The sequence below is a fragment of the Leifsonia sp. P73 genome, from assembly GCF_051059105.1.
Classification (GTDB): Bacteria; Actinomycetota; Actinomycetes; order Actinomycetales; family Microbacteriaceae; genus Leifsonia.
In genome coordinates this window covers 3,077,663-3,104,031 of sequence record NZ_CP194931.1, presented here as the reverse complement: position 1 = coordinate 3,104,031, position 26,369 = coordinate 3,077,663, and the positions used below count along the sequence as shown (strand labels likewise).

General features: G+C 71.6%; 29 protein-coding genes and 2 pseudogenes. 16 read left to right on the top strand and 15 right to left on the bottom strand.

Features of this window, described 5'->3' with window-relative positions; translation table 11 throughout:
• Positions 1 to 85 precede the first annotated feature (85 nt).
• From ACQ86L_RS15965 to ACQ86L_RS15945, 5 genes are all read right to left on the bottom strand, one after another.
• Complete coding sequence (locus ACQ86L_RS15965; protein ID WP_434316293.1) at positions 86 to 700, bottom strand: dihydrofolate reductase family protein; 615 nt, start codon at positions 698 to 700, stop codon at positions 86 to 88.
• A gap of 5 nt (positions 701 to 705) precedes the next feature.
• The gene (locus ACQ86L_RS15960; protein WP_434316292.1) at positions 706 to 1,182 is read right to left on the bottom strand and encodes an SRPBCC family protein; all 477 of its coding nucleotides are present in this window, start codon (positions 1,180 to 1,182) and stop codon (positions 706 to 708) included.
• On the bottom strand, positions 1,179 to 1,541 hold the full coding sequence (locus ACQ86L_RS15955; RefSeq protein WP_434316291.1) for an ArsR/SmtB family transcription factor: 363 nt from the start codon (positions 1,539 to 1,541) through the stop codon (positions 1,179 to 1,181). Before ACQ86L_RS15955 ends, ACQ86L_RS15960 begins: the two co-directional genes overlap by 4 nt.
• 85 nt (positions 1,542 to 1,626) lie before the next feature.
• Positions 1,627 to 2,271 carry an HAD-IA family hydrolase gene (locus ACQ86L_RS15950; RefSeq protein WP_434316290.1) on the bottom strand — a complete coding sequence of 215 codons (645 nt, stop codon included), beginning with the start codon at positions 2,269 to 2,271 and terminating at the stop codon, positions 1,627 to 1,629.
• A gap of 49 nt (positions 2,272 to 2,320) precedes the next feature.
• Entirely contained in the window at positions 2,321 to 2,542 is a 222-nt protein-coding gene (locus ACQ86L_RS15945) for a hypothetical protein (protein WP_434316289.1), read from the bottom strand.
• Positions 2,543 to 2,628: 86 nt separating this feature from the next.
• Here ACQ86L_RS15945 and ACQ86L_RS15940 point away from each other — a divergent pair, with 86 nt between their 5' ends.
• Positions 2,629 to 3,579 carry a helix-turn-helix domain-containing protein gene (locus tag ACQ86L_RS15940; RefSeq protein ID WP_434316288.1) on the top strand — a complete coding sequence of 317 codons (951 nt, stop codon included), beginning with the start codon at positions 2,629 to 2,631 and terminating at the stop codon, positions 3,577 to 3,579.
• 72 nt (positions 3,580 to 3,651) lie between these two features.
• Positions 3,652 to 4,596: an NADP-dependent oxidoreductase gene (locus ACQ86L_RS15935; RefSeq protein WP_434316287.1), complete on the top strand. Its 945-nt coding sequence runs from the start codon at positions 3,652 to 3,654 to the stop codon at positions 4,594 to 4,596.
• A gap of 11 nt (positions 4,597 to 4,607) precedes the next feature.
• On the opposite strand, the gene ACQ86L_RS15930 is transcribed toward ACQ86L_RS15935, so the two are convergent.
• The 3 genes from ACQ86L_RS15930 to ACQ86L_RS15920 all read right to left on the bottom strand — a co-directional run bounded on the left by ACQ86L_RS15930 (position 4,608) and on the right by ACQ86L_RS15920 (position 5,715).
• Complete coding sequence (locus tag ACQ86L_RS15930) at positions 4,608 to 4,880, bottom strand: hypothetical protein (RefSeq protein ID WP_434316286.1); 273 nt, start codon at positions 4,878 to 4,880, stop codon at positions 4,608 to 4,610.
• A 10-nt stretch (positions 4,881 to 4,890) separates the two neighbouring features.
• Entirely contained in the window at positions 4,891 to 5,427 is a 537-nt protein-coding gene (locus ACQ86L_RS15925; RefSeq protein WP_434316285.1) for a DUF6611 family protein, read from the bottom strand.
• 108 nt (positions 5,428 to 5,535) lie between these two features.
• Entirely contained in the window at positions 5,536 to 5,715 is a 180-nt protein-coding gene (locus ACQ86L_RS15920) for a hypothetical protein (RefSeq protein WP_434316284.1), read from the bottom strand.
• A gap of 128 nt (positions 5,716 to 5,843) precedes the next feature.
• Here ACQ86L_RS15920 and ACQ86L_RS15915 point away from each other — a divergent pair, with 128 nt between their 5' ends.
• A complete protein-coding gene (locus ACQ86L_RS15915) occupies positions 5,844 to 6,242 on the top strand; it encodes a RidA family protein (RefSeq protein WP_434316283.1) in 399 nt (132 codons plus the stop codon).
• Positions 6,243 to 6,314: 72 nt separating this feature from the next.
• Here the strand turns inward: ACQ86L_RS15915 and ACQ86L_RS15910 are convergent, their stop codons facing one another.
• A complete protein-coding gene (locus tag ACQ86L_RS15910; protein ID WP_434316282.1) occupies positions 6,315 to 6,488 on the bottom strand; it encodes a CsbD family protein in 174 nt (57 codons plus the stop codon).
• Between the two features lie 181 nt (positions 6,489 to 6,669).
• Between ACQ86L_RS15910 and treY the strand changes: the two genes are divergently transcribed.
• The 6 genes and pseudogenes from treY to ACQ86L_RS15880 all read left to right on the top strand — a co-directional run bounded on the left by treY (position 6,670) and on the right by ACQ86L_RS15880 (position 13,703).
• Positions 6,670 to 8,994 (top strand): malto-oligosyltrehalose synthase, encoded by a 2,325-nt coding sequence (gene treY / locus ACQ86L_RS15905; RefSeq protein WP_434316281.1) that lies wholly within the window; start codon positions 6,670 to 6,672, stop codon positions 8,992 to 8,994.
• Positions 8,991 to 10,666: pseudogene (treZ, locus tag ACQ86L_RS15900) on the top strand (malto-oligosyltrehalose trehalohydrolase). Before treY ends, treZ begins: the two are co-directional and overlap by 4 nt.
• 65 nt (positions 10,667 to 10,731) lie before the next feature.
• Positions 10,732 to 10,962, top strand: coding sequence for a type II toxin-antitoxin system VapB family antitoxin (locus tag ACQ86L_RS15895; RefSeq protein WP_434316280.1), 231 nt, complete (start codon positions 10,732 to 10,734; stop codon positions 10,960 to 10,962).
• On the top strand, positions 10,959 to 11,366 hold the full coding sequence (locus ACQ86L_RS15890; protein WP_434316279.1) for a PIN domain-containing protein: 408 nt from the start codon (positions 10,959 to 10,961) through the stop codon (positions 11,364 to 11,366). The genes ACQ86L_RS15895 and ACQ86L_RS15890 overlap by 4 nt, the downstream gene beginning before the upstream one ends.
• 160 nt (positions 11,367 to 11,526) lie before the next feature.
• The gene (gene glgX / locus ACQ86L_RS15885; RefSeq protein ID WP_434316278.1) at positions 11,527 to 13,569 is read left to right on the top strand and encodes a glycogen debranching protein GlgX; all 2,043 of its coding nucleotides are present in this window, start codon (positions 11,527 to 11,529) and stop codon (positions 13,567 to 13,569) included.
• Positions 13,566 to 13,703: a hypothetical protein gene (locus ACQ86L_RS15880; RefSeq protein WP_434316277.1), complete on the top strand. Its 138-nt coding sequence runs from the start codon at positions 13,566 to 13,568 to the stop codon at positions 13,701 to 13,703. Before glgX ends, ACQ86L_RS15880 begins: the two co-directional genes overlap by 4 nt.
• Here the strand turns inward: ACQ86L_RS15880 and acs are convergent.
• The gene (acs, locus tag ACQ86L_RS15875; RefSeq protein WP_434316276.1) at positions 13,700 to 15,679 is read right to left on the bottom strand and encodes an acetate--CoA ligase; all 1,980 of its coding nucleotides are present in this window, start codon (positions 15,677 to 15,679) and stop codon (positions 13,700 to 13,702) included. The two genes, ACQ86L_RS15880 and acs, sit on opposite strands and share 4 nt — an antisense overlap.
• An 84-nt stretch (positions 15,680 to 15,763) precedes the next feature.
• Here acs and ACQ86L_RS15870 point away from each other — a divergent pair.
• Together ACQ86L_RS15870 and ACQ86L_RS15865 are read left to right on the top strand one after the other, a co-directional pair.
• A pseudogene (locus ACQ86L_RS15870) lies at positions 15,764 to 16,770 on the top strand (PHP domain-containing protein).
• A 159-nt stretch (positions 16,771 to 16,929) separates the two neighbouring features.
• Entirely contained in the window at positions 16,930 to 18,327 is a 1,398-nt protein-coding gene (locus ACQ86L_RS15865) for an APC family permease (protein WP_434316275.1), read from the top strand.
• Between the two features lie 9 nt (positions 18,328 to 18,336).
• Here the strand turns inward: ACQ86L_RS15865 and ACQ86L_RS15860 are convergent, their stop codons facing one another.
• Positions 18,337 to 18,945, bottom strand: coding sequence for a hypothetical protein (locus ACQ86L_RS15860; RefSeq protein ID WP_434316274.1), 609 nt, complete (start codon positions 18,943 to 18,945; stop codon positions 18,337 to 18,339).
• A 251-nt stretch (positions 18,946 to 19,196) separates the two neighbouring features.
• A complete protein-coding gene (locus tag ACQ86L_RS15855; RefSeq protein WP_434316273.1) occupies positions 19,197 to 19,994 on the bottom strand; it encodes a COG4705 family protein in 798 nt (265 codons plus the stop codon).
• Positions 19,995 to 20,095: 101 nt separating this feature from the next.
• Here ACQ86L_RS15855 and ACQ86L_RS15850 point away from each other — a divergent pair, with 101 nt between their 5' ends.
• Genes ACQ86L_RS15850 through ACQ86L_RS15840 form a run of 3 tightly spaced genes read left to right on the top strand, consistent with a single transcriptional unit; the run spans position 20,096 to position 22,157 of the window.
• Complete coding sequence (locus ACQ86L_RS15850; RefSeq protein ID WP_434316272.1) at positions 20,096 to 20,497, top strand: hypothetical protein; 402 nt, start codon at positions 20,096 to 20,098, stop codon at positions 20,495 to 20,497.
• Between the two features lie 5 nt (positions 20,498 to 20,502).
• Positions 20,503 to 21,168, top strand: coding sequence for a response regulator transcription factor (locus ACQ86L_RS15845; protein ID WP_434316271.1), 666 nt, complete (start codon positions 20,503 to 20,505; stop codon positions 21,166 to 21,168).
• Positions 21,165 to 22,157 carry a sensor histidine kinase gene (locus ACQ86L_RS15840; protein WP_434316270.1) on the top strand — a complete coding sequence of 331 codons (993 nt, stop codon included), beginning with the start codon at positions 21,165 to 21,167 and terminating at the stop codon, positions 22,155 to 22,157. Before ACQ86L_RS15845 ends, ACQ86L_RS15840 begins: the two co-directional genes overlap by 4 nt.
• A 65-nt stretch (positions 22,158 to 22,222) precedes the next feature.
• Here ACQ86L_RS15840 and ACQ86L_RS15835 read toward each other — a convergent pair whose 3' ends face one another.
• A complete protein-coding gene (locus ACQ86L_RS15835) occupies positions 22,223 to 22,714 on the bottom strand; it encodes a MarR family winged helix-turn-helix transcriptional regulator (RefSeq protein ID WP_434316269.1) in 492 nt (163 codons plus the stop codon).
• Between the two features lie 106 nt (positions 22,715 to 22,820).
• Here ACQ86L_RS15835 and ACQ86L_RS15830 point away from each other — a divergent pair, with 106 nt between their 5' ends.
• The gene (locus tag ACQ86L_RS15830) at positions 22,821 to 23,450 is read left to right on the top strand and encodes a LysE family translocator (protein WP_434316268.1); all 630 of its coding nucleotides are present in this window, start codon (positions 22,821 to 22,823) and stop codon (positions 23,448 to 23,450) included.
• Positions 23,451 to 23,533: 83 nt separating this feature from the next.
• Positions 23,534 to 24,292: a GntR family transcriptional regulator gene (locus ACQ86L_RS15825; RefSeq protein WP_434316267.1), complete on the top strand. Its 759-nt coding sequence runs from the start codon at positions 23,534 to 23,536 to the stop codon at positions 24,290 to 24,292.
• 10 nt (positions 24,293 to 24,302) lie between these two features.
• On the opposite strand, the gene ACQ86L_RS15820 is transcribed toward ACQ86L_RS15825, so the two are convergent.
• Entirely contained in the window at positions 24,303 to 25,328 is a 1,026-nt protein-coding gene (locus ACQ86L_RS15820) for a Gfo/Idh/MocA family protein (RefSeq protein WP_434316266.1), read from the bottom strand.
• A 50-nt stretch (positions 25,329 to 25,378) separates the two neighbouring features.
• Positions 25,379 to 26,323, bottom strand: coding sequence for a sugar phosphate isomerase/epimerase family protein (locus ACQ86L_RS15815; RefSeq protein ID WP_434316265.1), 945 nt, complete (start codon positions 26,321 to 26,323; stop codon positions 25,379 to 25,381).
• Positions 26,324 to 26,369: the final 46 nt, after the last annotated feature.

Genomic DNA, 26,369 nt, shown 5'->3' with positions numbered 1-26,369 from the left:
CGGCCCGCCTCACTATTCAAGAGCTTGGCACGTCGCGGCCATGACGTGCGCACCGCAACGCGTTCTGCTCAAACGAGCAGAACGCTCACTCGAGGTCGTACGTCAGGTGGGTCGCCGTCGTGGTGACCACGACCTCCCGCTGCACGAGTTGCCGCGGCCGCGACCCGGTGAACAGGGGCGTGCCCGCGCCGAGGATGATCGGTGACAGGTGCAGGACGAGCGTGTCGACCAGGCCCGCGGCGAGCGCCGAGCCGACGAGGGCGCCGCCGCCCATGATGACCGCGTCCAGGTCGGCGCCGCGCTCCGCGGACGCCGCTTCGGCGCGCGAGCGGGCGGCGGCGACGGCGTCCTCCAGGCCGGTGGTGACGAACGTCCAGTCCAGTCCGGTGAGGCGCACGGCGGACGGGGCCGAGGTCGTGACCACCAGGAACGGAGGCTTTCCGACCTCCGTGGCGCCGTAGCCGAGGTCGTCGCTCCAGCCTCCCGGGCCGTCCACGACGTCGAACAGGTTGCGGCCCATGACCACGGCGCCGGAGCGCTCCGTCGCCGCGGCGAGGATGCGCTTGTCGTCGGGGTCGTCGGAGAACACCCAGCGGTGCAGCGGCTCTCCCCCGGTGCCGAGCCCGTTGCCGGGGCCGGCGTCCGGGCCGGTGACGTAGCCGTCCAGCGAGACGGTGATGTCGGCGACGACCCTGGTCATCGCGTTCAGCCCCTCGCCAGCAGCTCGTCCAGCTTCTCGTAGCCCTCGCGCATCCCGTACTCCATGCCCGAGGAGATCATCGCCTCCAGCGCCTCCTTCGACGGGAACACCGAGTGGCCCGCGAGCCGCGTGCGGCCGCCGGGGAGCGGTTCGAAACGCAGGAGGTCGAGGCTCACCTGGTCGGGTGCGCCGAGGAACTCGAAGGTCTGGATGATGAGCTCGTTCTCGACCACAGTATGGATGACGCCGCGGAAGGCGTAGACGGCGCCGTCGGGAGCCTTCTGCTCGAACGCGTAACCGCCGCCGGTGCGGAAGTCCCACTGGGTGATCGTGTTGTCGAGGCTGCGGGGGCCGATCCACTGCACGTACAGGTCGGGGTCGGCGTGGGCGCGGAAGACCGCCTCGACGGGAGCCTCGAACTCCCGCGTGATGTCGGCGTACGAGGTGCCGGGTACGGCATCGATGACGACAGGGTTGGTCATGATTCCTTCTCCTTGGTTCGCTTGCTCTGTTCTGGTGAGGATGCCGGGGGCGCGGCGAGCAGGGCGTCGAGCCTGCGGTACTGCCGCTCGGCCTCCAGGCGGTACCGATCGATCCACGAGGTCAGGCGCTCCAGCGCGGCGGCGTCGAGGTGCACGGGGCGGCGCTGCGCCTCGCGGGTGCGCCACACGAGCCCGGCGGACTCGAGCACGCTGATGTGCTTGGACACCGCCTGCAGGGTGATCTCGAACGGCTCGGCCAGCTCGTTGACCGTCGCCGGACCGCGGCTGAGCCGCGCGACCATCGCGCGCCGCACCGGGTCGGACAGGGCCGCGAAGGCCCGGTCGAGCTGGTCATCCATCGTTATCAACCTGTCCATTTATCAATCAATCGGTTGATAAAAGGATAGATCGAGTGGAGGGAGGCGTCAAGCCCTGTCGTCCGGGTCAGGACGGCAGCGAGACCCCCACGACACCGGGCACGGCGCCGGTGTAATCCCGGAGGCGCTCCAGTCCGTCGGTCGTCGCCGAAGAGTGGGCGCCGACCACGACGACCCGGCCGCCCGACGCGACAGCGGCGACGAGGCCGGCCTCGGCGTCCTCGAACACGACGCACCGCCCGATCGGCACACCGAGACGATCGGCGGCGAGCAGGTAGCCCTGCGGGTCGGGCTTGCCGCGGGACACATCCTCGGCGGCCACCAGTACGTCCGGGACCGGGACGCCGGCCGCCTCCAGTCGTACGATGGCGAGCTCGCGCGGCGCGCTCGTCACGATCGCGACGGGTGCCCCCGCTTCGGCGAGCGCCGTCAGCAGCGCGACGGCTCCCGGCAGCTCCACGATGCCGTCGGTGCGAGTGAGCTCCTCGGTGACGAGCCCGGCGACCAGTTCGGCGCGCCGCTCGGCGGGGAGGTCGGGAAAGAAGTGCGCGACGGTGTCGACGGCCTGCCTGCCGTGTGCGTAGGCGAGGATCTCCGCGGGGTCGAGACCGTGACGCCGGCCGAACTCGCTCCAGACGGCCTCGACCACGGCGTGCGAGTCGACGAGGGTGCCGTCCATGTCGAAGAGGAATCCGGATGCGCTGATCTCCATCGGACCAGCCTAGGCGGCGCCCGCGGCGGAGGCCGCGGGCGGCTCTCGCTCAGCGTCCGGTCGTGCGCGCGTCCTGCGCGGCCCGCAGGTCGGCCAGCCCGCGCTCGGTCTCGCGGGTGACGCGGCCGCCACGTGCGGCGACCGCCGCGGGGAGCCAGTCGCTCAGCACGAAGCGGCGACGGCGCGGCTGGATCGGCTCGCCCCCGTTGGTCTTGACCGGGCGGGCCACCCAGCCGTGTTCCATTCCTTGTACCCAGGTTCCATTTGCCATGTCTCCAACGTTACGAGCGAAAATATTCGGCCACCATATGGCTTCAGGTCTATCTTCGCAAAGATACGGCCAGTACACTCGGGATCATGTTGAAGCGCGTGGCCGTCCCCGTCATCGACGAATTCGCGATGTTCGAGTTCGGCGTCATCTGCGAGGTGTTCGGACTCGACCGCAGCTATGCGGGGATCGAGCCGTTCGACTTCCGGGTCTGCTCGGCGACCCCGGGCGAGCCGATCCGGAACGAGACCGGCGTGCAGCTGATCGCGCCGTACGGGCTGGAGGCGATGGAGGACGCCGACCTCATCGCGGTGCCGGCCGCCACCATCCGCGACGAGTACCCGGAAGAGCTGCTCGACGGGCTCCGGCGCGCGCACGCCCGCGGCGCGATCCTGCTCAGCGTCTGCTCCGGCGCGTTCGTGCTCGGCGCCGCCGGCCTCCTCGACGGCCGCGAGGTCACGACGCATTGGCGGTACGCCGACGCGCTCCAGCGCCGCTTCCCGCTCGCGCGCGTGAACCCGGACGTGCTCTTCATCGACGACGGCACGATCATCACCAGCGCCGGAACGTCCGCCGGCATCGACGCGTGCCTCCACCTGGTGCGGCGCGAGCTCGGCAGCGCGATCGCCAATACGATCGCGCGCAACATGGTCGTGCCGCCGCAGCGTGACGGCGGCCAGCGGCAGTACATCGAGCGGCCGGTGTCCGACTGCGAGGACGACACCTTCAGCGAGCTGCTGGAGCACCTGAGCACCACGCTGGACGAGAACCACACCGTGTCCGGCCTCGCCGCCAGGACCCACATGTCGACCAGGAGCTTCTCGCGCCGCTTCGTCGCCGAGACCGGGGTGCCGCCGATGCAGTGGCTCACGACGCAGCGCGTCCTCCACGCCCGGCTCCTGCTGGAGACCACGGACATCCCCGTCGAGGAGGTCGCCCGTCGCAGCGGGTTCGCGAGCGCCACGCTGCTGCGCCACCACTTCGACTCGGAGGTCGGCGTGCCGCCCACGCGCTACCGCGCGGCGTTCGCGAGCCGGTGACGCGCGGGGAAACAATCCGCCGCCGCCCTGGTTGACTCGGAGGACGACCACCCGCGACGGAAGGACCTCCTCATGGCCACGCAGATCCAGTACGACCGGCTCGGCGATCCCGAGGTGCTCCAGGTGGTCTCGGTCCCGGACCCGGTCGCGCCCGACGACGGCGTGGTGGTGGAGGTGCGCGCCGTCGGCGTGAACCCGATCGACGGCAAGCTGCGCAGCGGCGGCCGTCCGAGCGCTCCGATCACCGAGCCGCGCGTACCGGGAAGCGACGCGGCGGGCGTCGTGCTCTCGGTCGGGGCCGGCGTGGACGGCTGGGCGCCGGGCGACGAGGTGGTCGTCCGCAACGCACGCGGCGCCTACACCACGCACCTCGTCGCACCGGCCTCCCACCTCGTGCGCAAGCCGGCCGCGGTGAGCTGGGAGCAGGCGGCGGCGATCGGCGTCCCGGTGAGCACGGCACACCAAGTACTGGTCTCGCTGGGCGTCCGGCCGGGGACGACGCTGCTCATCCACGGCGGCTCCGGCAGCGTCGGGAGGGTGGCGATCCAGCTCGCCAGGCGGATGGGCGCCACCGTGATCGCGACCGGGTCGCCGGCGAACCACGAGCGACTCCGCGCCCTCGGGGCGACTCCCGTGTCGTACGGCGACGGGCTGCTGGAGCGCCTGCAGGCCGCCGCGCCGGACGGGTACGACCTCATCCTCGACGCCATCGGCTCCGTCGAGGCGCTGGAGGCCTCCTTCGCGCTCGTCGACGACCGCTCGCGGATCGGCACGATCGTGGTCGGGCCGCGCGCGGCCGAGCTGGGCATCCGCGCGTGGGGAGGCGGGAATCCTGTTCCGCTGACGGCCGACGAGCTGCGGCTGCGCGACGACGCCTTCGCGCTCGCGCTCGACCTCGTCGCCGAGGGTGGGCTGGAGGTGGACATCGCGCGGACGTTCCCGCTGGCGGAGGCCGCCGACGCCGCGCGGCTGGTGGAGTCGGGGCATCCCGGCGGCAAGGTGATCCTGCTGCCGTGACCCGTCCCGGGTCAGTGGTGCAGCAACCGCCGGTGGACGGCGTGCGCGACCGGGAGGTCGTCCCCTCGGTAGTGCTTGAGCAGCCTCCAGTTGCGCAATGCGAGCCGGGCGCAGACCGCGACCGTCACGACCCCGCACACGACGATCCCCCACGCCCGCGGGTTCTCGCCCTCGGTCGGGATGAGCACGGTGACCGCGACCGTGAAGACCAGCGCGAGGACGGCGAACAGCACTCCCAGCCCGACGCGACGCAGCGCCCGGGCGCGCTCGACACGGTCGCCCATGCAGCGAAAATTACTCCGCGCGACGGGCGTGCGCCAGGTCGTACACACGGCTCCAGCCGAGCTCGAAGCCGACCTCGTCGATCCGGCCCTCGTCCCGCGCGCGCTCCAGTGCGAGCAGCGACGCGAGGGAGGCCGTGACCACGTGCTCGTCGCCGTACCTCTCGTACCGGTCGCCGACCGCGACCGTGGAGCAACGGATCACGCGGCATTCCCTCCACACCCGGCGAGTCAGCACCGCGGCCACGATGAAGCCCGCGACGTAGACGGCCACCAGCGCCCCGATCGCCGTCACCGCGGGAGCGGGTGCGAGCACGAGCGCGGGGACGAGGGCGAGCAGGCCGCCGACGGTCGGCCAGCGCCGCCGGAAGACGATGGCGCGGCGCTCGGCGGAGGTCGTCCCCGGCGGGTAGACGAACAGCCGGCGCGCGCTCACCCCGGTGCGCGCGGTGTACAGCGCGGAGGTCTCCTCGAACCAGCCCCAGCGGTGGGCTCCCTCGAAGAACCGCTTCGCCCTGCCGCGTGCGGGAGGTCGCTCGATCGTCGTCACGGAGATCGGTCTACGCCGCCACGGGCGCGGTGGCGCGCATCCTCACAGAATCCATGCGCGCTGCGGGCGGAACCAGACGATCTGCACACGGCGCCCCTCCGTCCGCCGTCATTCGGCCGTGGCGGCGGCGCCGAACCGCTCCTGCCATTCGGCGTAGGTATGGTCGCGTCCGAGCGGGCACTCGCAGCGGATGAGGATCGGCTGACCGGTCACCACGCTGGTCGCGCGCTCCACGTGCGGCACGGTCGGCCCGGCATCGGACGGGACGCCACGAGACTGCGGTTTCATGGATGCGAGTATCCGGTGTCCGCGCGGTCCTCCCGCGGTCGGCGCCACGGTCCCGCGTGAGCAAACATGCAGGATTTCACCTGCGCATTCACTGTCCAGAGGTCGGTGGTGGCTGGCAGGATGACGTCATGGCCGTCACCTTCCTCCAGCCGGACGGGCTCGTTCGCAGTCCCGCCTTCAGCCACGTCGCCGTCGTCCCCGCCGGATCGGCGACCGTCTACGTCGGCGGCCAGAACGGCGTCGACGAGACCGGCGCGCTCGTGTCGCCGGAGGTCGGCCCGCAGTCCGCGCGCGCCCTCGACAACGCGAAGGCCGCCCTCGCGGCGGCGGGAGCGACGCTCGACGATGTGGTGCAGTGGTTCGTCCTCATCGACGCCTCCGCCGACCTCCGCGCGGCGTACGGGGCCATCGCGCCGCAGCTCGCCCGGGAGGGCGCACCGCCGCTCGTGACCGGGTCGCGCGTCGCGGGGCTGGGGGTGCCGGGGGCGCTGATCGAGATCAGCGCGATCGCGGCGCTGTCCTCCTGAGCGGCCCCGCCCTCCTGAGCCGTCAACGCGAGAGCCCCCGCCCAGCTGGGCGGGGGCGACTCGCGGAGGACGTCAGTGCTTGAAGGCGTCCTTCACCTTCTCGCCGGCGTTCTTGAGGTCGGCCTTGGCCTGGTCACCCTTGCCCTCGGCCTCCAGGCGCTCGTTGCCGGTCGCCTTGCCGGTGGCCTCCTTGGCCTTGCCGCCCGCGTTCTCCGCGGCGTTCTCGATCTTGTCGTCCAGTCCCATGATGTCCCCTTTCGATCAGGTCGCCACGACGTTCCCACGGTGTCGTGAGCTGGTCCAGGGTGCACAGCCGCACGGGTTTTTCAATCCCCTCAGTCCTCCACAGGGCGGGTGCAAGCGCGAGTTATCCACGGGAATGTCCAGCCCCTTCCAGCGGGGTTCGCCGCGCGAAAGAATCCTTGGTGTGAGCCACGACGTCCCGAAAAGCACCTACCGCCTCCAGATCACGCCCGACTTCACGCTGAGGGACGCCGCGCAAGTGCTCGGCTACCTGCGCCGTCTGGGCGTCGGCGCCGTCTACCTGTCGCCACTGCTCCAGTCGTCCGCGGGGTCCGCGCACGGCTACGACGTGGTCGACCCCACGCGGGTGGACGAGTCGCGCGGCGGCCCGGAGGCGCTGCGCGAGTTCGCGGACGCCGCCCACCGCCGCGGCCTCCAGGTGATCGTGGACATCGTGCCCAACCACCTCGGCGTCGCCGTGCCGCAGGAGAACCCGTGGTGGTGGGATGTGCTCCGCTTCGGCCAGGAGTCCGCGTACGCCGGGCACTTCGACATCGACTGGGCGTTCGGCGGCGGCCGGCTGCGCCTGCCGGTGCTCGGCGACGGTCCGGACGAGGAGGACGCGCTGCGCGTCGTGGACGGCGAGCTGCGGTACTACGACCACCGGTTCCCCCTTGCTCCCGGCACCGAGTTCGCGTCGCCACGCGAGGTGCACGCCCGCCAGCACTACGAGCTGATCTCGTGGCGCCGGGCCGACGCCGAGCTGAACTACCGCCGGTTCTTCGCGGTGAACTCGCTGGCCGGGGTGCGGGTGGAGGACCCGCGGGTCTTCGACGACACGCACGCCGAGATCGCGCGCTGGGTGCGCGAAGGGCTCGTGGACGGCCTCCGCGTCGATCACCCGGACGGCCTCCGCGACCCCGGAGACTACCTGCGGCGGCTCGCCGACCTGGCCGACGGGCGCCCGGTCTGGGTGGAGAAGATCCTGGAGGGCGACGAGCGCATCCCGAGCTGGCCGATCGCCGGCACGACCGGGTACGACGCGCTCGGGCTCGTGGATCGGGTGTTCGTCGACCCGGCGGGCGAGGAGCCGCTGACGGCGCTGGCGGAGGAGCACGACGCGCGCGAGGAGAGCAGGGACTGGCCGGGGCTGGTGCACCGCCGCAAGCGGGCGGCGGCCGATGGGATCCTGCGATCGGAGGTGCTGCGTGTCGTGCGCGACCTGGGCGGGGAGGGTGTCGACTCCGACTCCGACTCCGACTCCCTCGCCGACGCCGTGGCCGAGCTGGCTGCGGCTTTCCCGGTCTATCGGAGCTACCTCCCGTTCGGCGACGACCACCTGCGGGCGGCGCTCGACGCCGCGTCCGCCTCGCGGCCGGACCTCGGCGACGCGCTGCGCGCACTCGGCACGGCCTTCGCGCCGGGCTCCGATGGTGCCGTAGAGCCGGCCTCCGCGCGCTTCCAGCAGACCAGCGGCGCGATCATGGCCAAGGGCGTGGAGGACAACGCCTTCTACCGGTACACCCGGCTGGTGTCGCTGACGGAGGTCGGCGGCGACCCGTCGGAGTTCGCGGTGTCCGTGGCGGACTTCCACGGCCTCCAGCAGGGCCGACTGGCCGACCTCCCGCACTCGCTGACGACCCTGAGCACGCACGACACCAAGCGCAGCGAGGACACCCGGGCGCGCATCGCCGTGCTCGCGGAGCTGCCCGAGCGCTGGGGCCGGTTCCTCGCGGCGGTGCGGCAGCGCGTGTCGATCGGCGATGGGTCGCTGGAGAACCTGCTCTGGCAGTCGATCGTCGGAGCGTGGCCCGCGTCGCGGGAGCGCCTCCAGGCGTACGCCCTCAAGGCCGCGCGGGAGGCCGGCGCGGGCACGAGCTGGACCGACCCGGACGCCGCCTTCGAGGACGCGATGGGCGAACTGGTGGACGCGGCGTTCGACGATCCGCGCGTGGCGGCGGAGGTCGCGGCGATCGCCGCGATCGTCGACGCGCCGGGTGCGAGCAACGGCCTCGGCGCGAAGCTCGTCCAGCTGACCATGCCCGGCATCCCGGACGTCTACCAGGGCTCGGAGCGCTGGGAGCGGTCGCTGGTCGACCCGGACAACCGCCGCCCGGTGGAGTTCGACGCCGCGGCCGGGCTGCTCGCCCACCTCGATGACGGCTGGGCACCGCCCATCGACTCGTCGGGAGCGGCGAAACTGCTCCTGACCTCCCGGGCGCTGCGGCTGCGCCGCGAGCGTCCGGAGCTCTTCGCGGAGTACCGGCCCGTGACGGCGGACGGCGAGCGCGCGGAGCACCTGGTGGCGTTCGACCGCGGCGGGGCCGTCACGCTGGCCACCCGGCTCCCGGTCGGGTTGGCTCAGGCGGGAGGATGGGGCGACACCGCGGTCGACCTGGGACCGGCGACCTATCGGGACGAGCTGACCGGGCGCGAGGTGAGGGGCAGGGCACGGCTCGCCGAGCTGTTCGACCAGTACCCGGTCGCCCTGCTGGCGGTGGTCCGATGAGCGCCACTTTCCCGGTGTGGGCACCGGACGCCGGTGCGGTGGAGGTCGAGGTCGCGGGATCCGGGAGGCATCCGCTCCAGAAGGACGAGCGCGGGTGGTGGCGTCTGCCCGCACCCCTCGACGGCGCCCCGCTCGACTACGGCTTCGTGGTCGACGGAGCGGGCCCCTTCCCCGACCCGCGCTCGCGGCGCCAGCCCGGCGGCGTCCACGCGCTGAGCCGCACCTGGGATCCCGGCGCCTTCGCCTGGACCGACGACGACTGGCGCCCCGGGACGCTCACCGGTCGGGTGATCTACGAGCTCCACCTCGGCACCTTCACGCCCGAGGGCACGCTGGACGCCGCGGCCGCGCGGCTCGACCACCTCGTGGACCTCGGCGTGGAGGCTGTCGAGCTGCTGCCGGTCAACGCGTTCAACGGGCCGCACGGGTGGGGCTACGACGGGGTCCTCTGGTTCGCGGTGCACGAGCCCTACGGCGGTCCCGACGCCTACCAGCGGTTCGTGGACGCATGCCACGGCCGCGGGATCGCGGTCATCCAGGACGTCGTCTACAACCACCTCGGGCCGAGCGGCAACTACCTCCCGATGTTCGGCCCCTACCTGAGCGAGGGTCGCAACACCTGGGGCTCGTCCGTCAACCTCGACGGGCCCCGCTCGGGCGAGGTCCGGCGGCTCATCCTCGACAACGCCCGGTTCTGGCTGCGCGACATGCACGTCGACGGCCTGCGGCTGGACGCCGTGCACGCACTCCACGACAGCAGCGCCGAGCACATCCTGGAGGCGCTCGCGAGGAGGCCGCCGGCATCCGCGAGACGACCGGGCGCCCGGCGACCCTGATCGCCGAGAGCGACCTCAACGACCCGAAGCTGATCCGCGAGCGGCGCAACCACGGCTACGGCCTCGACGCCCAGTGGGACGACGACGTGCACCACGCGGTCCACGTCAACCTGACCGGAGAGACGAGCGGGTACTACGCCGACTTCGCCGGGCCGCAGGCTCTGATCAGGGTCTTCGAGCGCGGCTTCTTCCACGACGGCAGCTGGTCGAGCTTCCGCGAACGGAATCATGGGCGGCCGCTCGACGCCGACATCCCGTTCACGCGGCTGGTCGCGTTCAGCCAGGACCACGATCAGATCGGCAACCGCGCCGTGGGCGACCGGCTCACGGCGACGCTCGACGAGGGCCGCCTCGCGGTGGCCGCCGCCCTGATCCTGCTCGGCCCGTTCACGCCGATGCTGTTCATGGGCGAGGAGTGGGGCGCGACCACCCCGTGGCCGTTCTTCAGCTCCCATCCCGAGCCCGAGCTGGCGGAGGCCACCCGCACCGGCCGGATCGCGGAATTCGCCCGGATGGGCTGGGACCCGGACGTGGTCCCCGACCCTCAGGACCCGGCCACCTTCGAAAGCGCCCGCCTCGATTGGACCGAACCCGGCCGTCCGACGCACGCCCGCTTGCTCGCCTGGTACCGCCACCTCATCGAGCTGCGCCGCGAGCTGCCGGCCGACGCGCGTGCGACCGACGTCAGCTGCGTGGACGGCGTGTTCGGGTTCACCCGCGCGGGACTCCGGGTGGAGGCGGCCCTCAGCGGCGACGGCCTCCCGGCCGCGGACGATACGACGGTGGCGGAGGCCGTGTTCGACGGCGCGGTCCGCGTGAGACGAGTGGGAAGGTGAAGGACATGTTGTATGCAACGCCCGCGTCGCTATATAGTGATCTATATAGCTTGGAGGGAGGTGGCATGGCCATCACATCGATCGACATCGATCCGGATCTGCTCGCGCAGGCGAAGGCGACCACGGGTGCATCCTCCAATCGGGAGGCCGTCGACATCGCGCTGCGGAGGCTGGTCGCGATGCACCGTCAGCAGGCCGCCGTCGAGCGCATCATCGCCCGCCGCTTCGAGCCGGACCAGATCGATGCTCCGACCATCACGCCGACGTTCATACCGGGCACCGGGGTCGACTCGTGACCACCTACCTCGTCGACAACAGCATCTGGCAGAAGGCGTCCAGCAGCCCGGCGATCGCGAAGCGACTGCGGGAGATCATCCCGCAGCACCTGGTGATCACGTGCCCGCCGCAGGTGCTGGAGTACTGCCACTCGGCCCGTTCGCCCGAAGAGCACAGGGAATTGCAGCAGGACATGGATGAGTTTCTCGCAGCATGGGAGCATCCGGATGCAGCCGCGGCACTGGGCATCCAGGAGTCGCTCTGGGACAACGGTGGCGTGCGCGCCGCTGGCGCGTTCGACTGCCTCATCGCCGCGTACGCCGTGGCGAACGACGCCGTGATCCTGAACTCCGATCAGGACTTCGGCTTCATCGAATACGCCACGGGTGGCGCCGTGCGGCAGGAGTACGTCGCGGCCGCCTAGCTGGCGCCGAAACCCGTGTCAACCGCTTCCGCCGCTGCCGCGCGCGCAGGTAGGGTGTCGGTCTACCGATCATCGGAGGCACCGTGTCCCAGCTCTGCCCCCAGCTCAGCGACCCCGCGCACAGCAGCACCGCGCACAACAGCACTGCCCAGGTGGTCCGGTGAGCCGCGACGGCTCCGCGCCGTATCCGCTCGGCATCACGCTCGTGGAGGGCGGCGCCAACGTCGCCGTGTACAGCGAGAACGCGGACAACGTCTACGTCTCGCTCTTCGACGGGCGCGGCCGGGAGACCCGCACCGAGCTCACCAACCGGACCGGGCATGTCTTCCACGGCTACGTGCAGGGCCTCGTCCCCGGCACGCGCTACGGCGTCCGGGTCGCCGGACCCTGGGATCCCGCCAACGGGCTCCGCTTCTCGCCCGCGAAGGTCCTCCTGCCGACGCGCGCCCGCGCCGTGACCGGGTCGTGGGACAACTCGCAGGCCGTGTTCGGCCACCAGCTCGGCCGGCCCAAGCGGCGCAGCGACACCAACGGGAAGGGGCACGTCGCCCTCGGGGTCGTCGTCGACCCGCAGGAGTTCGACTGGGGCGACCACGAGCGTCCGTTCACCCCGCTCAGCGAGACCATCATCTACGAGACCCACGTCAAGGGTTTCACCAAGCTGATGGAGTGGGTGCCGGAGGAGTTCCGCGGCACCTACGCCGGCCTCGCGCACCCGGCCGCCGTCGAGTACCTCAAGAACCTCGGGGTCACCGCGGTCGAGCTCATGCCCGTGCACCAGTTCGTACAGGACCCGCACCTGCAGGAGAAGGGCCTCCGCAACTACTGGGGCTACAACTCCATCGGCTTCTTCGCGCCGCACAACGAGTACGCCGCGACCGGCGACACCGGGCACCAGGTGGACGAGTTCAAGGGCATGGTGAAGGCGCTGCACGCGGCCGGCCTGGAGGTCATCCTCGACGTCGTCTACAACCACACCGCCGAGGGCAACGACCTCGGGCCGACCTACAGCTTCAAGGGCATCGACAACCCCTCGTACTACCGGCTCGTCGACGGCGACCGCGCGCACTACTTCGACACCACCGGCACCGGGAACAGCGTCAACGTCAGCCATCCCGCCGCCCTGCAGCTCATCATGGACTCGCTGCGCTACTGGGTGGACGACTACCACATCGACGGCTTCCGGTTCGACCTGGCCACCACGCTCACCCGGCAGGGCGGCGACGCCAGCCTGCACAGCGCGTTCCTCACGCTCATCCAGCAGGACCCGACCCTTGCGCGGGTCAAGCTGATCGCCGAGCCGTGGGACACCGCCGGGTACCAGCTCGGCGGGTTCCCGGCCGACTGGTCGGAGTGGAACGGACAGTTCCGCGACGACGTGCGCGACTTCTGGCGCGGCACCCCCGGCGTGCTCGGGACGCTCGCTCAGCGCGTGCTCGGCAGCCCGGACATCTACGAGGACTCGCGCCGCGCGCCGCTGTCGAGCGTCAACTTCGTCACCGCGCACGACGGCTTCACGCTGGCCGACCTCACCAGCTACGACGAGAAGCACAACGAGGCGAACGGGGAGGACAACCGCGACGGGGAGTCCGACAACCGCTCGCGCAACTACGGCGTGGAAGGTCCGACCGACGATGAGGAGATCCTCGCGGTCCGCGTCCGGCAGCGGAAGAATTTCCTCGCGACGGTACTGCTCTCGGCCGGCGTCCCGATGATCCTCGGCGGCGACGAGCTCGGCCGCACCCAGCGGGGCAACAACAACGCGTACTGCCAGGACAACGAGATCTCCTGGTACGACTGGGCGAACGCCGACTGGGACCTGCACGCGTTCACGGCCGCGCTCATCCGCCTGCGCCGCACCGAGCCCGCCCTCCGGCCCGAGTGGTACCGGCACGCGCCCGACGTGGGCGGCCCGGACACCGTGCGGATCGTGCGTGCGGACGGGGAGTCGTTCACCGACGACGACTGGAGCGACCCGGAGGCGCGCTCGATCGCGTTCGTGCTCATGCACGAGGGCGCGGACTCCTTCCTCCTGCTGCTCAACGCCGCAGGGAACGGGGTGGAGTTCGTGCTGCCCGACCCTCCGGGTGCGCAGTGGGAGCTGGAGCTGTCCAGCGACCAGGAGCTCGCCCTCCACGACGGCGAGAGCGTCATCGTCGGCGAGACCTCCTTCGCCTTGTTCCGCTCCGCGGCGGCCGGATGAGCGAACGCGCGCGGCTGACGGATTTCGGGGTCGCCGGTGGCGTCCTGGCGTCGCCGCAGCCGGCGCCGGCCTTCCGCGAGGAGATCTTCGCGGCGTCCGTGGGCATGGAGTCCTCCGGGCGCCTCCGGAGCTAGCGGCCGGCGGCCAGTACCTCCGCGATCCGCGCCGGCACCGTCTCGTCCTGCAGGGAGGTCGTGTCGCCGAGCGGCCGCCCGTCGAACAGGTCGACCAGCAGCCTCCGCATGATCTTGCCTGAGCGGGTCTTCGGGAGGTCGTCGACGACCACGACGTGGCGCGGTTTCGCGATCGCGCCGATCGCGCGGGCCACCTGGTCGCGCAGGCCGGAGGGATCGAGCGCCCCGGCCGGGATGACGAACGCCGCCACCGCCTGGCCGGTGGTCGCGTCCCCGACGCCGACCACGGCGGCCTCCGCGACGGACGGATGCGCGACCAGCGCCGACTCGATCTCGATGGTCGACAGCCGGTGGCCGGAGACGTTGATGACGTCGTCCAGCCTCCCGAGCAGCCACAGGTAGCCGTCGTCGTCCACCGCCGCGCCGTCGCCGGCGAGGAAGTAGCCGCGGTCGGCGAACGTGCGCCAGTAGGAGTCGCGGTAGCGCTGCGGGTCGCCCCAGACCGTCCGCGACATCGCGGGCCAGGTGCCGTCGATCACGATGGAGCCGCCGGAGCCGCGTGGCACGTCCTCCCCGCGCTCATCCACCACCCGCACCGTCACGCCGGGCACCGCGAGCGTCGCCGAGCCGGGCTTCAGCGCGGTGACGCCGGGCAGCGGGGCGACGATGGCCGCGCCGGACTCCGACTGCCACCAGGTGTCGATCACGGGCGCGTGACCGGCGCCGAGCTGCTCCCGGAACCAGACCCAGACCTCCGGGTTGATGGCCTCGCCCACGGTGCCGAGCAGCCGGATGCTGGAGAGGTCCCAGGGGCCGGCCGCGGCGAGCCCGTCCGGGAACCAACTCATGAAGGTGCGGATGAGCGTGGGCGCCGTGTAGTACGTCGTCACCCCGTAGCGCTCGATGATCTCGAAGTGGCGGCCGGTGCTCGGGGTGTTCGGGGTGCCCTCGTAGATGACCGAGGTCGCGCCGTTCGACAGCGGGCCGTACAGGACGTAGGTGTGCGCGGTCACCCAGGCGAGGTCGGCGGTGCACCAGTAGACGTCGGAGTCCTTCGCGTCGAAGTGCGCCCAGTGGCTCCACGACGCCTGGGTGAGGTAGCCGCCGGTGGTGTGGACGACGCCCTTCGGCCTCCCGGTGGTGCCGGAGGTGTAGATGATGAAGAGCGGGGTCTCGGCGTCGAAGAACGCGGGCTCGTGGACGTCGGGGGCCGTGTCGACGACGTCGTGCCACCAGAGGTCGCGGCCGGGCGTCCACGGGATGTCCGGGGTGAGCCCGCCCGTGCGGCGGACGACCAGCACGTGCTCGATCGCGTCGACGCCCGCGACGGCGGCGTCGGCCTGCGCCTTCACCGGCACCGCGTCGCCGCGGCGGAACTGCCCGTCGGAGGTCACCAGCAGTTTCGCCCCGGTGTCCTCCACCCGGAACCGCAGCGCCTCCGCCGAGAAGCCGCCGAACACGAGCGAGTGGATGGCGCCCAGCCGCGCGATCGCGAGCGTGATGACGACCGTCTCCACGAGCACAGGAAGGTAGACGACGACGCGGTCGCCCTCCCCGACGCCGAGCGCGGTGAGCGCGTTGGCCGCTCGGGCGACGCGGCGCTGGAGGTCGGCGTAGGTGACCGTCTCGCGGTCGCCCGGCTCGCCCTCGAAGTGCAGCGCGACGCGGTCGCCGTGGCCGGCGGCGACGTGGCGGTCGACGCAGTTGACGGCGGCGTTCAGCCTCCCGCCGGCGAACCACTCGGCGCGCGGGATGCCGAGCGCGCCGTCGGGGCCAGGGGTGGCGGGCTCCCAGGTGTGCGCGGTGTGCCAGGGCTCGGCCCAGTCGAGGCGGGCGGCCTGCCGCTCCCAGAACGCGACCGGGTCGGCGGCGGCCTCGGCGAACACATCCGGCCCGACGTTCGCCTGCGCGGCGAACCCGGCGCTCGGCTCGTAGAGGCGGGACTCGCGGCCCAGGTTCTCGATCGCGCTGCTCACCCTCCGACGCTAGCGGCGCCCTCCCGCGCGGCCGCCCTCCCGCGTAACGCCCCGTAACCGCTGGCAGGGTGGGAGCATGAGGGCATGGAACCGGTCGCAGCGCTGAACGAGATCGCCTTCTGGCTGGAGCGCGAGCTCGCCCCTCCTTCAAAGTCCAGGCGTTCCGGAAGGCCGCCGCGATCATCGCGCCGCTCGGCACCGCCGAGGTCGCGGCACGCGTCGCGGACGGGCGGCTCAAGCGCACGAAGGGGATCGGCGACCGCACCTTCCAGGTCATCTCGCAGGCCGTCGACGGGGAGGTCCCCGGCTACCTGGCCGACCTCCGCGAACGCAACGCGGAGCCGCTCGACGCCGGCGGGGCCGAGCTGCGCGCCCAGCTGCGCGGCGATCTCCACAGCCACACCGAGTGGTCGGACGGCACGGTGCCGATCGAGGTGATGGCCGCCGCTGCCGCGACGCTGGGCCGCGAGTACCAGGCGATCACCGACCACTCCCCCACGCTCACGGTCGCCAGCGGTCTCAGCGCCGAGCGGCTGGAGGAGCAGCTCGACATCATCGCCGGGCTCGACACCGGCGACGTGACCCTCCTGACCGGCATCGAGGTCGACATCCTGGAGGACGGCACGCTCGACCAGACGCCCGCCCTCCTCGACCGGCTGGATGTCGTGGTGGCGAGCGTGCACTCCAAGCTGCGCGCGGACAGCCGCACGATGACCGCGCGGATGCTCGGGGGCATCCGTGCCCAGCACACGAACGTGCTGGGCCACTGCACGGGACGGCTGGTCCAGGGGTCGCGCGGGACCCGGCCGCCGAGCGAGTTCGACGCCGACGCGGTGTTCGCGGCGTGCGCGGAGAACGGCGTCGCGGTCGAGATCAACTCGCGGCCGGAGCGGCAGGACCCGCCGGACGACCTCATCCAGCGGGCCCTCGACGCGGGCTGCCTGTTCTCGATCGACACCGACGCGCACGCGCCGGGGCAACTGGACTTCCTCGCGTACGGCGCGGCGCGGGCGGCGGCGAACGGCGTCCCCGCGGAGCGCATCGTGACGACGTGGCCGCTGCCGCGGCTGCGGGAGTGGCTGGCGAAGTAGCTTTCGCCGACTGTCGGAATCGACACTCAAAACGCCGAATCACCACGTATTCCGCGGCCGAATCGCCCGATATGGTATGCGATCCGTCGTTGTCGATTCGGATTTCGTTGCGAAGTGGGCTTACTATGGCACGTCCCCGACTGCAGCGAAGGAGCTCGCGTGTCCACCAACCCCGCCCCCACCGCACTCCGCCGGTCCCTCGGCCTCTGGGCGATCGTCGGCCTCGGCCTCGGCTACATGACCCCGATGACCGTGTTCGACACGTTCGGCATCGTGACCGGGGAGACCAACGGTGTCGTCCCGTCCGCGTACCTCTTCGCGCTCGTGGCGATGGTGTTCACGGCGGTGAGCTACGGCCGGATGACGCGGGTCTTCCCCTCGGCGGGGTCGGCCTACACCTACGCGTCGGAGACCATCCACCCGAACGTCGGCTTCCTCGTCGGCTGGTCGTCGCTGCTCGACTACCTGCTGCTGCCGCTGGTGAACGCGCTCATCGTCCGGCTCTATCTGGAGTCGTTCTTCCCGCAGGTGCCCGGCTGGATCTGGGTGGTCGGCTACGTGGCGGCGATCACGGCGATGAACCTGTTCAGCATGTCGTCCACCTCCAAGGTCAACGGCGTCCTGGTGGCGTTCCAGATCGTCCTGATCGCCGTGTTCGTGGCGTTGACCTGGGCGTCGCTGAACGCCGGGGCGGGCAACGGGACGGCCTTCAGCCTCACGCCGCTCTTCCACGGAGGCGTCCACATCCTCGCGGTGATCGGCGGCGCGACCGTCGTCTGCTTCTCCTTCATCGGCTTTGACGCGATCACGATGTACACCGAGGAGGCCAAGGACACGCGCACGGTGCCCAAGGCGATCGTGCTCGCGCTGATGATCGGCGGCGCGATCTTCTTCGTCGCCGCGTGGTTCGCGCAGTCGCGCTTCCCGACGCTCGCCGGCTTCCACTTCACCGACGACACGCTGCCGGAGATCGCGCTCAAGACCGGCGGGCTGCTCTTCCAGATCCTTTTCATCTCCGCCGCGGTCGCCGCTGCGGTGGCCTCCAGCCTGGCCTCGCACGCCAGCGTCTCGCGCATGATCTACGTGATGGCGCGCAACGGGAACGGCCGCATCTCGCGGACGCTGTCCTTCGTGCACCCGAAGTTCCGCACGCCCGCCGTGGCGGTGCTGCTGGTCGGCGCGGTGTCGCTGCTGGCGGCGGCGTTCACGCTGGAGTTCGTGTCGTCGATGATCAACTTCGGCGCGCTCATCGCCTTCACGATGGTGAACGCGACGGTCATCATCCACTTCGCGATCCGCAAGCGGCAGGTGCGCGGGGCGAAGCAGATCGTCCGCAACATCGTGCTGCCGGGGATCGGGATGGTGCTGACCGGGGTGCTGTGGGCCAACCTCCACTTCGACGCGCTCACCTACGGCCTGATCTGGCTGAGCATCGGGATCGTCACGCTGCTGGTGCTGACCCGGGCGTTCCGCAAGCGCCTCGGCGTGAAGCTGGACGAGGACGGCGACGCCGCGATCATCACCCGCGAGGGCGCGCCCTCCGAGCTCACTCGCTGACGGCTCCGGTCAGTTGCCCCAGGCGGAAGCGGGGGCTGTCACGATCTGCACCGGGGACGTGCTCCAGTGCGAGCCATAGCCGTAGTGGCTGCTCGCCCACGGGGAGGCCCAGATCGCGGCGGCCGTGACGTCGGCGCTCGTGCCCGCGGTGAGTCCGGCGACGACGGCCGGGTAGCCGCGCTGCAGGTTCTCGGCGCAGTACTTCGCGGCCGTCACGAGGTCCGGGTAGCTGCCGAAGCCGGCGCCGCCTCCGGAGCCGTAGCCGTTGTTCAGCGGGTTGTTGCGGTTCCACCAGTCCGGCGGCCCGTTCTCCTGGCGCATCCAGCGCAGCATGAAGTCCACGTTGGGCTTGGTCGTCGGCCAGCCGCCGAACATCAGCACCAGCTCGGCCCACGACTCGTTCGTGCCGATGCGGGAGAGGCTCTGGATGCTGTCGGTGGCGCCGAGGGTGTCGCGGTCCACGACGGGGGCGCCGATCGTGGCGTCCACCAGGAGGTGCTGCACGGCGTTCGAGGCGGGCGCGCCGGGGGCGAGGGTCGTGGCCTCCGGGCCGATCACGGTCGCGGCGAGCGCGGCGTCGGTCGGCACGATCGAGAAGCCGCAGATCAGCGCGATCACGGCCAGCGAGACGCCCAGGCGGTGGTGGAGCGGGAGCTGCAGCGGACGGCGGCGACGCCGGCGGGGTGCTGACGCGTTCCGGGGTGCGGCTGGCGCGGTCCGGGGCGCCTTCGGGGCGCTCGACCGCCTCGCCGCGGGTACGGCGACACGACGGCCTGCCGAGCGGCGGCCGCGCGTGCGAGGGGGTCCGCGGGCGTCATACCCGATCGAGGGTACCAGCGGCTGACTTTAAGGGAACCCGGGAAGGTGGGCTAGTCGGCGGCCAGCGTGGAGCTCGCGCGTCCCTCCGCGACGGTCGCCCCCGGCTCTGCGGGACGGCGGACGCTCATCACCACGACGCACACGACGATCGCCGCGAACAGCACCAGGCTGACCGGTCCGGTGCCCAGGTCGAGCCCGCCGCGCGCGTGCGAGACGGCCAGGTAGTCCGAGATCGAGGCTCCGAAGGGCCGGGTCAGAACATATGAGGTCCAGAAGGCTGCGGTGGCGCCGAACCCCCACCAGCGGTACGCGACGCCCGGGATGGCGAACAGCACGCCGAACAGGATGCCGGACACCAGGTAGCCGAGTCCGAAGGTCGTCGCGGTGAGGTCGCCGACCGCCGTGCCGAGCGCGAACGTCGCCAGAACCGCGCACCAGTAGAAGAACTCCCGGGGCCGCGTGTCGATGTGGTGCACCGACAGCGTCCGTTGCGTGCGGTACCAGACCAGGAACACGACGGCCAGGACGACCGCGAAGAAGACCGTCGACACCAGGTAGGGGATGCCGATGACGATGTGCAGGACGTCGGCGACCATCGTGCCGAAGACCGCCACCATCAAGACCGTCAGCCAGTACACCCACGGGATGTAGCGGCGCACGGCGAACTGCAGCACCAGGGCGGCGGCGAACACCACGAAGGCGCCGATGACCGCGATGACCGGGTCGTAGTTCTTGACCAGGTAGTCGGAGGTGGTCTCCCCCATCGCCGTCGTCAGCAGCTTCGTGACCCAGAACAGCGCCGTGACGGCGGGGACCTTGTTGCGGAGCATCCCGACAGCATCCCGCATCGCCTCCCAGAATCCTCTGAGAGGCCTTGGGCTGGAGGGGCCGGGGATCCTGAGCGGCATCTGGGGAGGCGGCGCGCAGGCTGGTGGTCGAAGGGGGAGCGATGACCGCGACCACACCCCGCCGGGCGCTCGGCGGAGACGAGAACCGATCGGCCACGCCGTCCGCCACCGCCCGTGGCATCGTCCTCCCGCTCATCGTCGTCCTGCTCGTGGTGCTCGCCGGGCTCGCGATCGTGGCCACGCCTGCGATCACGGCTTGGGACCTCGGCGTGATCCAGGCCGTCGAGGGAGCCCGCACGCCGTTCCTCGACGCGGTGGCGATGGCCGACGACCTCCTGTTCTCGCCGGCGGCCGCCCTCGCGATCGTCGGGCTGATCTCCGCGGCGACCTGGATCGCCCGGCGTGCTGCGGCTGATCGCACCGCCGCTCGAGCGGTTCCGGCTCATCGGTCCGGGGCTCGACCCCGCGCACGGCCGCGAACCGCGGAGGCCGCGCTAAGTTGAACGACATGGAGGCCTCCCGACTGCGCGTGCTGCTCGTCGAGGACGACCCGCGCCTCGGCCCGCTGATCGAGCAGGTGCTGTCGGAGGCCTACGACGTGACGCGCGTGGTCGACGGCGAGGCCGGGCTCGCGGTCGGGCTCCGGGAGCGGTTCGACGCGATGGTGGTCGACCGCCGGCTGCCCGGCATCGACGGCGTGACCCTCGTCGGGAGGCTGCGCGACGGCCGCGTCGTCGCGCCGATCATCATGCTCACCGCGCTCGGCGCCCTCCGCGACCGCGTCGAAGGCCTGGACGCCGGGGCGAACGACTACCTGGTCAAGCCGTTCGAGTTCGACGAGCTGCTCGCCCGGCTGCGGGCGCTGACCCGCACCTTCACCGGCGAGGGTCGCGAGCTGCCGGTCGGCGGGTGGCGGTTCTACCCGGAGAGCCGCAGCATCTACTCGCCCTACGAGGGCCGCATCCAGCTCACCGAACGGGAGTCCGACCTCCTGCGGCTGCTGGCCGAGAGCCCGCTGCGGACGTTCTCGCGCGCGCACATCCTGGAGGCGGTGTTCGAGGCGGACGAGCAGCCCGGCACCGTCGACACCTACGTCCACTACCTGCGGCGCAAGACCGATCCGGAGATCATCGCGACCGTGCGCGGCGAGGGCTACCGGCTGGGGCAGCTGTGACCAGGCGGGATGACGTCGACTTCCGGGAGGTCCGCCGCGCCTCCCGCACGGTCGGCCTCCAGCTCACGATCGCCTCGGGCGCGCTGGTGGTCGCGGCGATCGGGGTGGCGTTCTTCTTCGTGCTGGACCAGCTCCAGCCGTCGGAGCTGCAGGAGGCCCCGCGCCCCGGCGAGCACAAGATCTACATCGACACCGTGGACGCGATGATCGCGTTCATCGTCGTCGGCGTGCTGGCGGTGATCGTCGCCGGCGTGCTCGCCGTGGTGGTCACCCGGCGCGCGGTGCGGCCGCTCGGGGAGGCGCTGCGCCGGCAGCGGGACTTCGTCGCGGACGCCAGCCACGAGCTGCGGACGCCGCTCGCGGTGCTCGACGCGCGGCTCCAGGTGCTGCAGCGCGGCCTCCCGGACGGCGACCCGTCGACCGCGACGGTGGCGGAGCTGCGCGACGACACCCGAACGCTGATCGAGGTCGTCGACGACCTGCTGCTCGCCGCCGACCCCGAACGCGAGCGCGCCGCGGCGTCGGACGGCCCCGTGCAGCTGTCCGATCCGGTGAGGCGGGCGGTCGAATCGCTCGGGGTGCTCGCGGGGCAGGCCGGGGTGACCGTCCTGCTGGAGGTGCGGGACGAGGTCGCGAGCGACATCCCGGCGACGACGCTGCAGCGCTGCGCGACGGCGCTGCTCGACAACGCGGTCGCCCACTCCCCTGCCGGCGGCGTGGTGACGGCGACGATCCGGCGGGAGGGGCGCTCGGCGTACCTGACGGTGGCGGACCAGGGACCCGGAATCCAGGGCATCGACCCGGCCCGGATCTTCGACCGGTTCGCCCGTGCGGCGCCCGCGGCCACGACCGCCGGCCCCTCCCGATCGGGCTTCGGCATCGGCCTCGCGCTCGTGCGGGAGGTGGCGGTGCGCCACGGCGGCGAGGTCCGCGTGGCCTCCACCGGCCCCACAGGGACCGCCCTCGAGCTGCGCCTCCCGGCCCGCTGACCCGCCGAAGCGGCGGATTCTCCGCCCACTCGGCGGTTTCGGGGCGAGTTTGCGCCGTCTCGCGGTCAGGACTGGTTGAGGCGGGCGAGGAGGGTGGCGAGGCGGGAGACGTCGTCCCGGCCCCACTGGCGGAGGCTGCGGTAGAGCTGCGCCTGGTCGGCGGCGCGGGCCTCGTTGACGCGCTCGATCGCGGCGGGCGTCGCGACCAGGAAGCTGGCCCGGCGGTCGGCCGGATCGGTGCGGCGCTCGACGAAGCCGAGCTCCTCCAGGATGCGGACCTGGCGGCTGACGACGCTCTTGTCCGTCGCGAGCTCCCCGGCGAGCGCGCCCGCGTGCACCGGCCCGGTCCGCACCAGGGTGTTCAGGAGTTTGAAGCCGACCGGCTGGAGGTCGGGGTGCACGCGCGCGGACCGCTCGCGCATCCCGGCGCTCACGCGATTGAAGAGGATGGTGAACTGCTCCTCGACCGCTGCGATCGCCGTGTCGGCCGGGTCGGTGGGAGCGGGTTCGGAGCGGGCGACGCTGTCATCCAGCGCGACCTGCTCCGTGTTGTCCATGGGCGCGATCATAACGCGTCCGGTGAGGGCCGTTCCTGGGGTGTGGTTCACGGAGGAGATTCGCACGGCCGGACCACTGAATCCTTACGCCCCCTACACTTGCTGCATGACAGCCCCCGCCCTCCTGGCCTTCGCGGGCCTCTGCGCGATCCTGGCGGTGACGCCCGGCCCCGACACGTTCCTTGTCCTCCGCTACAGCCTGGCCCGCCCGGGCGCCGGCCTCGCGGCGTCGGCGGGGTCCGCCGTCGGCTCGATGCTGTGGGCGCTCGCCGTCGCGTTCGGGCTGGCCGCGCTGCTGGAGCAGTCGGCCGAGGTCTACCGCGTCGTCAAGATCGCGGGCGGCCTCTACCTCATCTACCTCGGCGTCGCGGCGCTGATCGCCAGCCGCCGGCACGCCGCCCAGGGGCCGGAGACGAGGGTGCGGACGACCAGCCTTCACTCCGGCTTCCTCGCGGGGGTGCTGTCCACGGTGATGAACCCGAAGGTCGGCCTGTTCTTCCTCGCCATCGCGCCGCAGTTCGTCCCCCATGACGGCGCCGCGATCGGCAACACCCTCCTGCTGGGCGCGATCGACGCGGTCGTCGCGGCCGCGTATCTGACGGTGGTGGCGCTGCTCGCGTCGCGGGCGGTGCTCTGGCTCAAACGGCCGGCGGTGACCAAGACGCTCGAACGCGTCTCGGCCGCGATCCTGGCCGCCCTCGGCATCGGCACCATCGCGCTGAGCGCCGCCGAATAGGCCTGCGGGCGTGCGCACGGGCTGACAACATCCACAAGGTGTACGGTTGTTCTGACATTTGGACCGACCTGTGGAGGACGCGGATGCAAGCCGAGTACCCGCTGCCCGTGGACCTGTTCGACAGCCTCGACAAGTCCAGCCCGGTGCCGCTCTACTACCAGCTCGCGACGGCGCTGGAGGCGGCGATCCGCGCCGAGACGGTGCCTCCGGGATCGCGCCTCGAGAACGAGATCTCGCTCGGCAACCGACTCGGGCTGTCGCGTCCCACCATCCGGCGCGCGCTGCAGGAGCTGGTCGACAAGGGCCTCCTGGTCCGCCGCCGCGGGATCGGGACGCAGGTCGTCCACGGCCGGGTGACCCGCAACGTCGAGCTGACCAGCCTCTACGAGGACCTGGGCCAGTTGGGGCAGACACCGACAACCCGCGTCATCTCCTACGAGATCGGTATCGCGGACGAGACCGCGGCGCGCGAGCTCGGCGTCAAGCTCGGCTATCCGGTGCTGGAGCTCACCCGGCTGCGGTCGGCCGACGGCGTGCCGCTGGCGATCCTCGAGAACACGCTTCCCGAGGACTTCATCGACATCTCGCGCGAGGACCTGGAGACGCGCGGCCTCTATCAGCTGCTGAAGGCGCGCGGCGTGGCCATCCGGGTCGCCAACCAGCGGATCGGCGCCCGCGCCGCCAATGCGAACGAGGCCGACCTCCTGGAGATCCGCCGCGGGTCGCCGCTGCTCACCATGTCGCGCACCGCGTTCGACAACTCCGGCCGGGCGGTCGAGTTCGGCCGGCACGTGTACCGGCCCGACCTCTACTCGTTCGAGCTCACCCTGGTCGACCGCTGATCGACTCGGCTCAGGCGTAGAACGCGGGGCGCGCGACCGACTCGACGGGGACGGGACCCGACTGCTCCAGCGCCCGGACGCCCGCCTCGCACGCAAGGGCGACGAGGTAGCCGTCCCACGCGTTCGGCCCGGCGATGAGCGAGCCGTCGCGCACGGCGTCCACCCACGCCTGCACCTGGGCGTCGTAGGCGCGGGCGAACCGGGTCTTGAAGGTCGTGTGCTCGGCGATCGAGAACGCAGCGTCGGACCAGCGCTGCAGGCCGGACGGCTGGCCGATCCGCGCGACGCCGGTCTGGAAGACCGCCTCGGTGCCGACCTGGTAGCCGAAGCGCACGCTGACGTTCATCTCCACGTCGACCAGCACGCCGTTCTCCAGCTCGATGAGCACCAGGATGGGCTCGCGGAGCCGCTCGGGCGCGAGGTCGTTGCGCCGCGGGTACTTGACCTCGACGCTGCGCACGGGCGAGCCGGCGAGCCACGGCATGACGTCGAACTCGTGCACGACCGAGTCGGTGATGAGCATCGACTGGGTGTAGCTGTCGGGCACCGACGGGTTGCGGTGCACGCCGCGCAGCATCAGCAGCTCCCCCGCGTCGCCGCCCACAATGAGCTCGCGCAGCGCGCGATACTCCTCATCGAAGCGGCGCATGAAGCCGAGCTGGATGTGCGGGCGGTCGAGCTTCTGCTCCAACTCCACGATGCGCAGCGACGACGCGCTGTCCGGCGTCAGCGGCTTCTCGCACAGGATGGGGAGCTTCGCCTCCAGCGCGGGCACCAGCACGGGCTCGTGGAACTGGCCGGGCGTCGCGATGATCACCGCGTCGAGGGCGGATGCGTCCAGCGCATCCTCGACACTCGCGAAGGCCCGCGCTCCCGGCGCCGCGGCTGCCGCGGCCTCCGCCCGCCCGGCGTCCGGCTCCACGATCGCGGAGACGGTGGCCCCACTGATCGTGCGGGTGATGCGCTGGATGTGGTCGGCGCCCATCTGCCCGGCGCCGACGACGCCGACGCGGAGGTCCTGGTTGCTGGTGGTCATGCGGTTACGGCTCGATTCTGTGCGTGGCGGAGGGTGTCAGCGGGCGAGGGTCAGCGGGTGCGGGTGAGCGGGGAGCATCCGAAGATGTGCTGCCGGGTGCGGGTGGCGATCCCGAGCGGCACGTCGATGTCGATGCCGGGCATGTCCTGCTCGACGATCGCGAAGATCTCCGGGTCGATGGCGGCGACCGCCTCGATGATCGGAGCGAAGTCCGGGATGCCGGCCGGCGGCTCGACCATCACGTCGATCGCGGCGTCCGCGAACGCGACGTCGTTCTTGAGCACCTCGAAGCGCAGCTCCGGGTCGATCTGCTTGAGGTGCAGATACCCGATGCGCTCCGGGTGGTCCTGGATCAGCGTGACGCTGTCGCCGCCGTAGTAGGCGAAGTGGCCGGTGTCGAGGCAGAGGTTCACATAGCGCGGGTCGGTCTGCGCGAGCAGGCGCTGGACCTCGCGGTGCGTGCCGACGTGGGAGTCGGCGTGCGAGTGGAACTGCTGGCGGAGACCGTATTCCTCGAGCAGCATACGACCGAGGCGGTCGTGCCCGGACGCGAGCGACGTCCACTGCTCGTCGGTCAGCGTGCGCGGCTCCAGGGGCTCGCCGGTGGCTTCCGACCGCCAGAGGTCGGGGATGACGACGATGTGCTCGCCGCCGACCGCGCGAGTGAGCGCGGCGACCTTCTCGACCTGCTCGACGGCGCGGTCCCACTGGTCGGCGCCCTTGTGGAAACCGGTGAAGACGGTGCCGCCGCTGATCTGCAGGTCCCGCTTGGCGAGCTCGTCCAGAAGCTGCGCCGGATCGGTCGGGAGGTAGCCGTACGGCCCGAGCTCGATCCAGTGGTACCCGGCGGCCTGGACCTCGTCGAGGAAGCGGCCCCACGGGGTCTGCCGCGGGTCCTCGGGGAACCACACGCCCCACGAGTCGGGCGCGGTGCCGATGCGGAGGCCGGAGGTGTGCGCCCCGGGCGCGCGGTGGTCGGTGGCGGTGTCGGTCATCGTCGTCCTTCGGTGGCTGTGGTGGTCGTGGTTCGGTGCGGCGCGC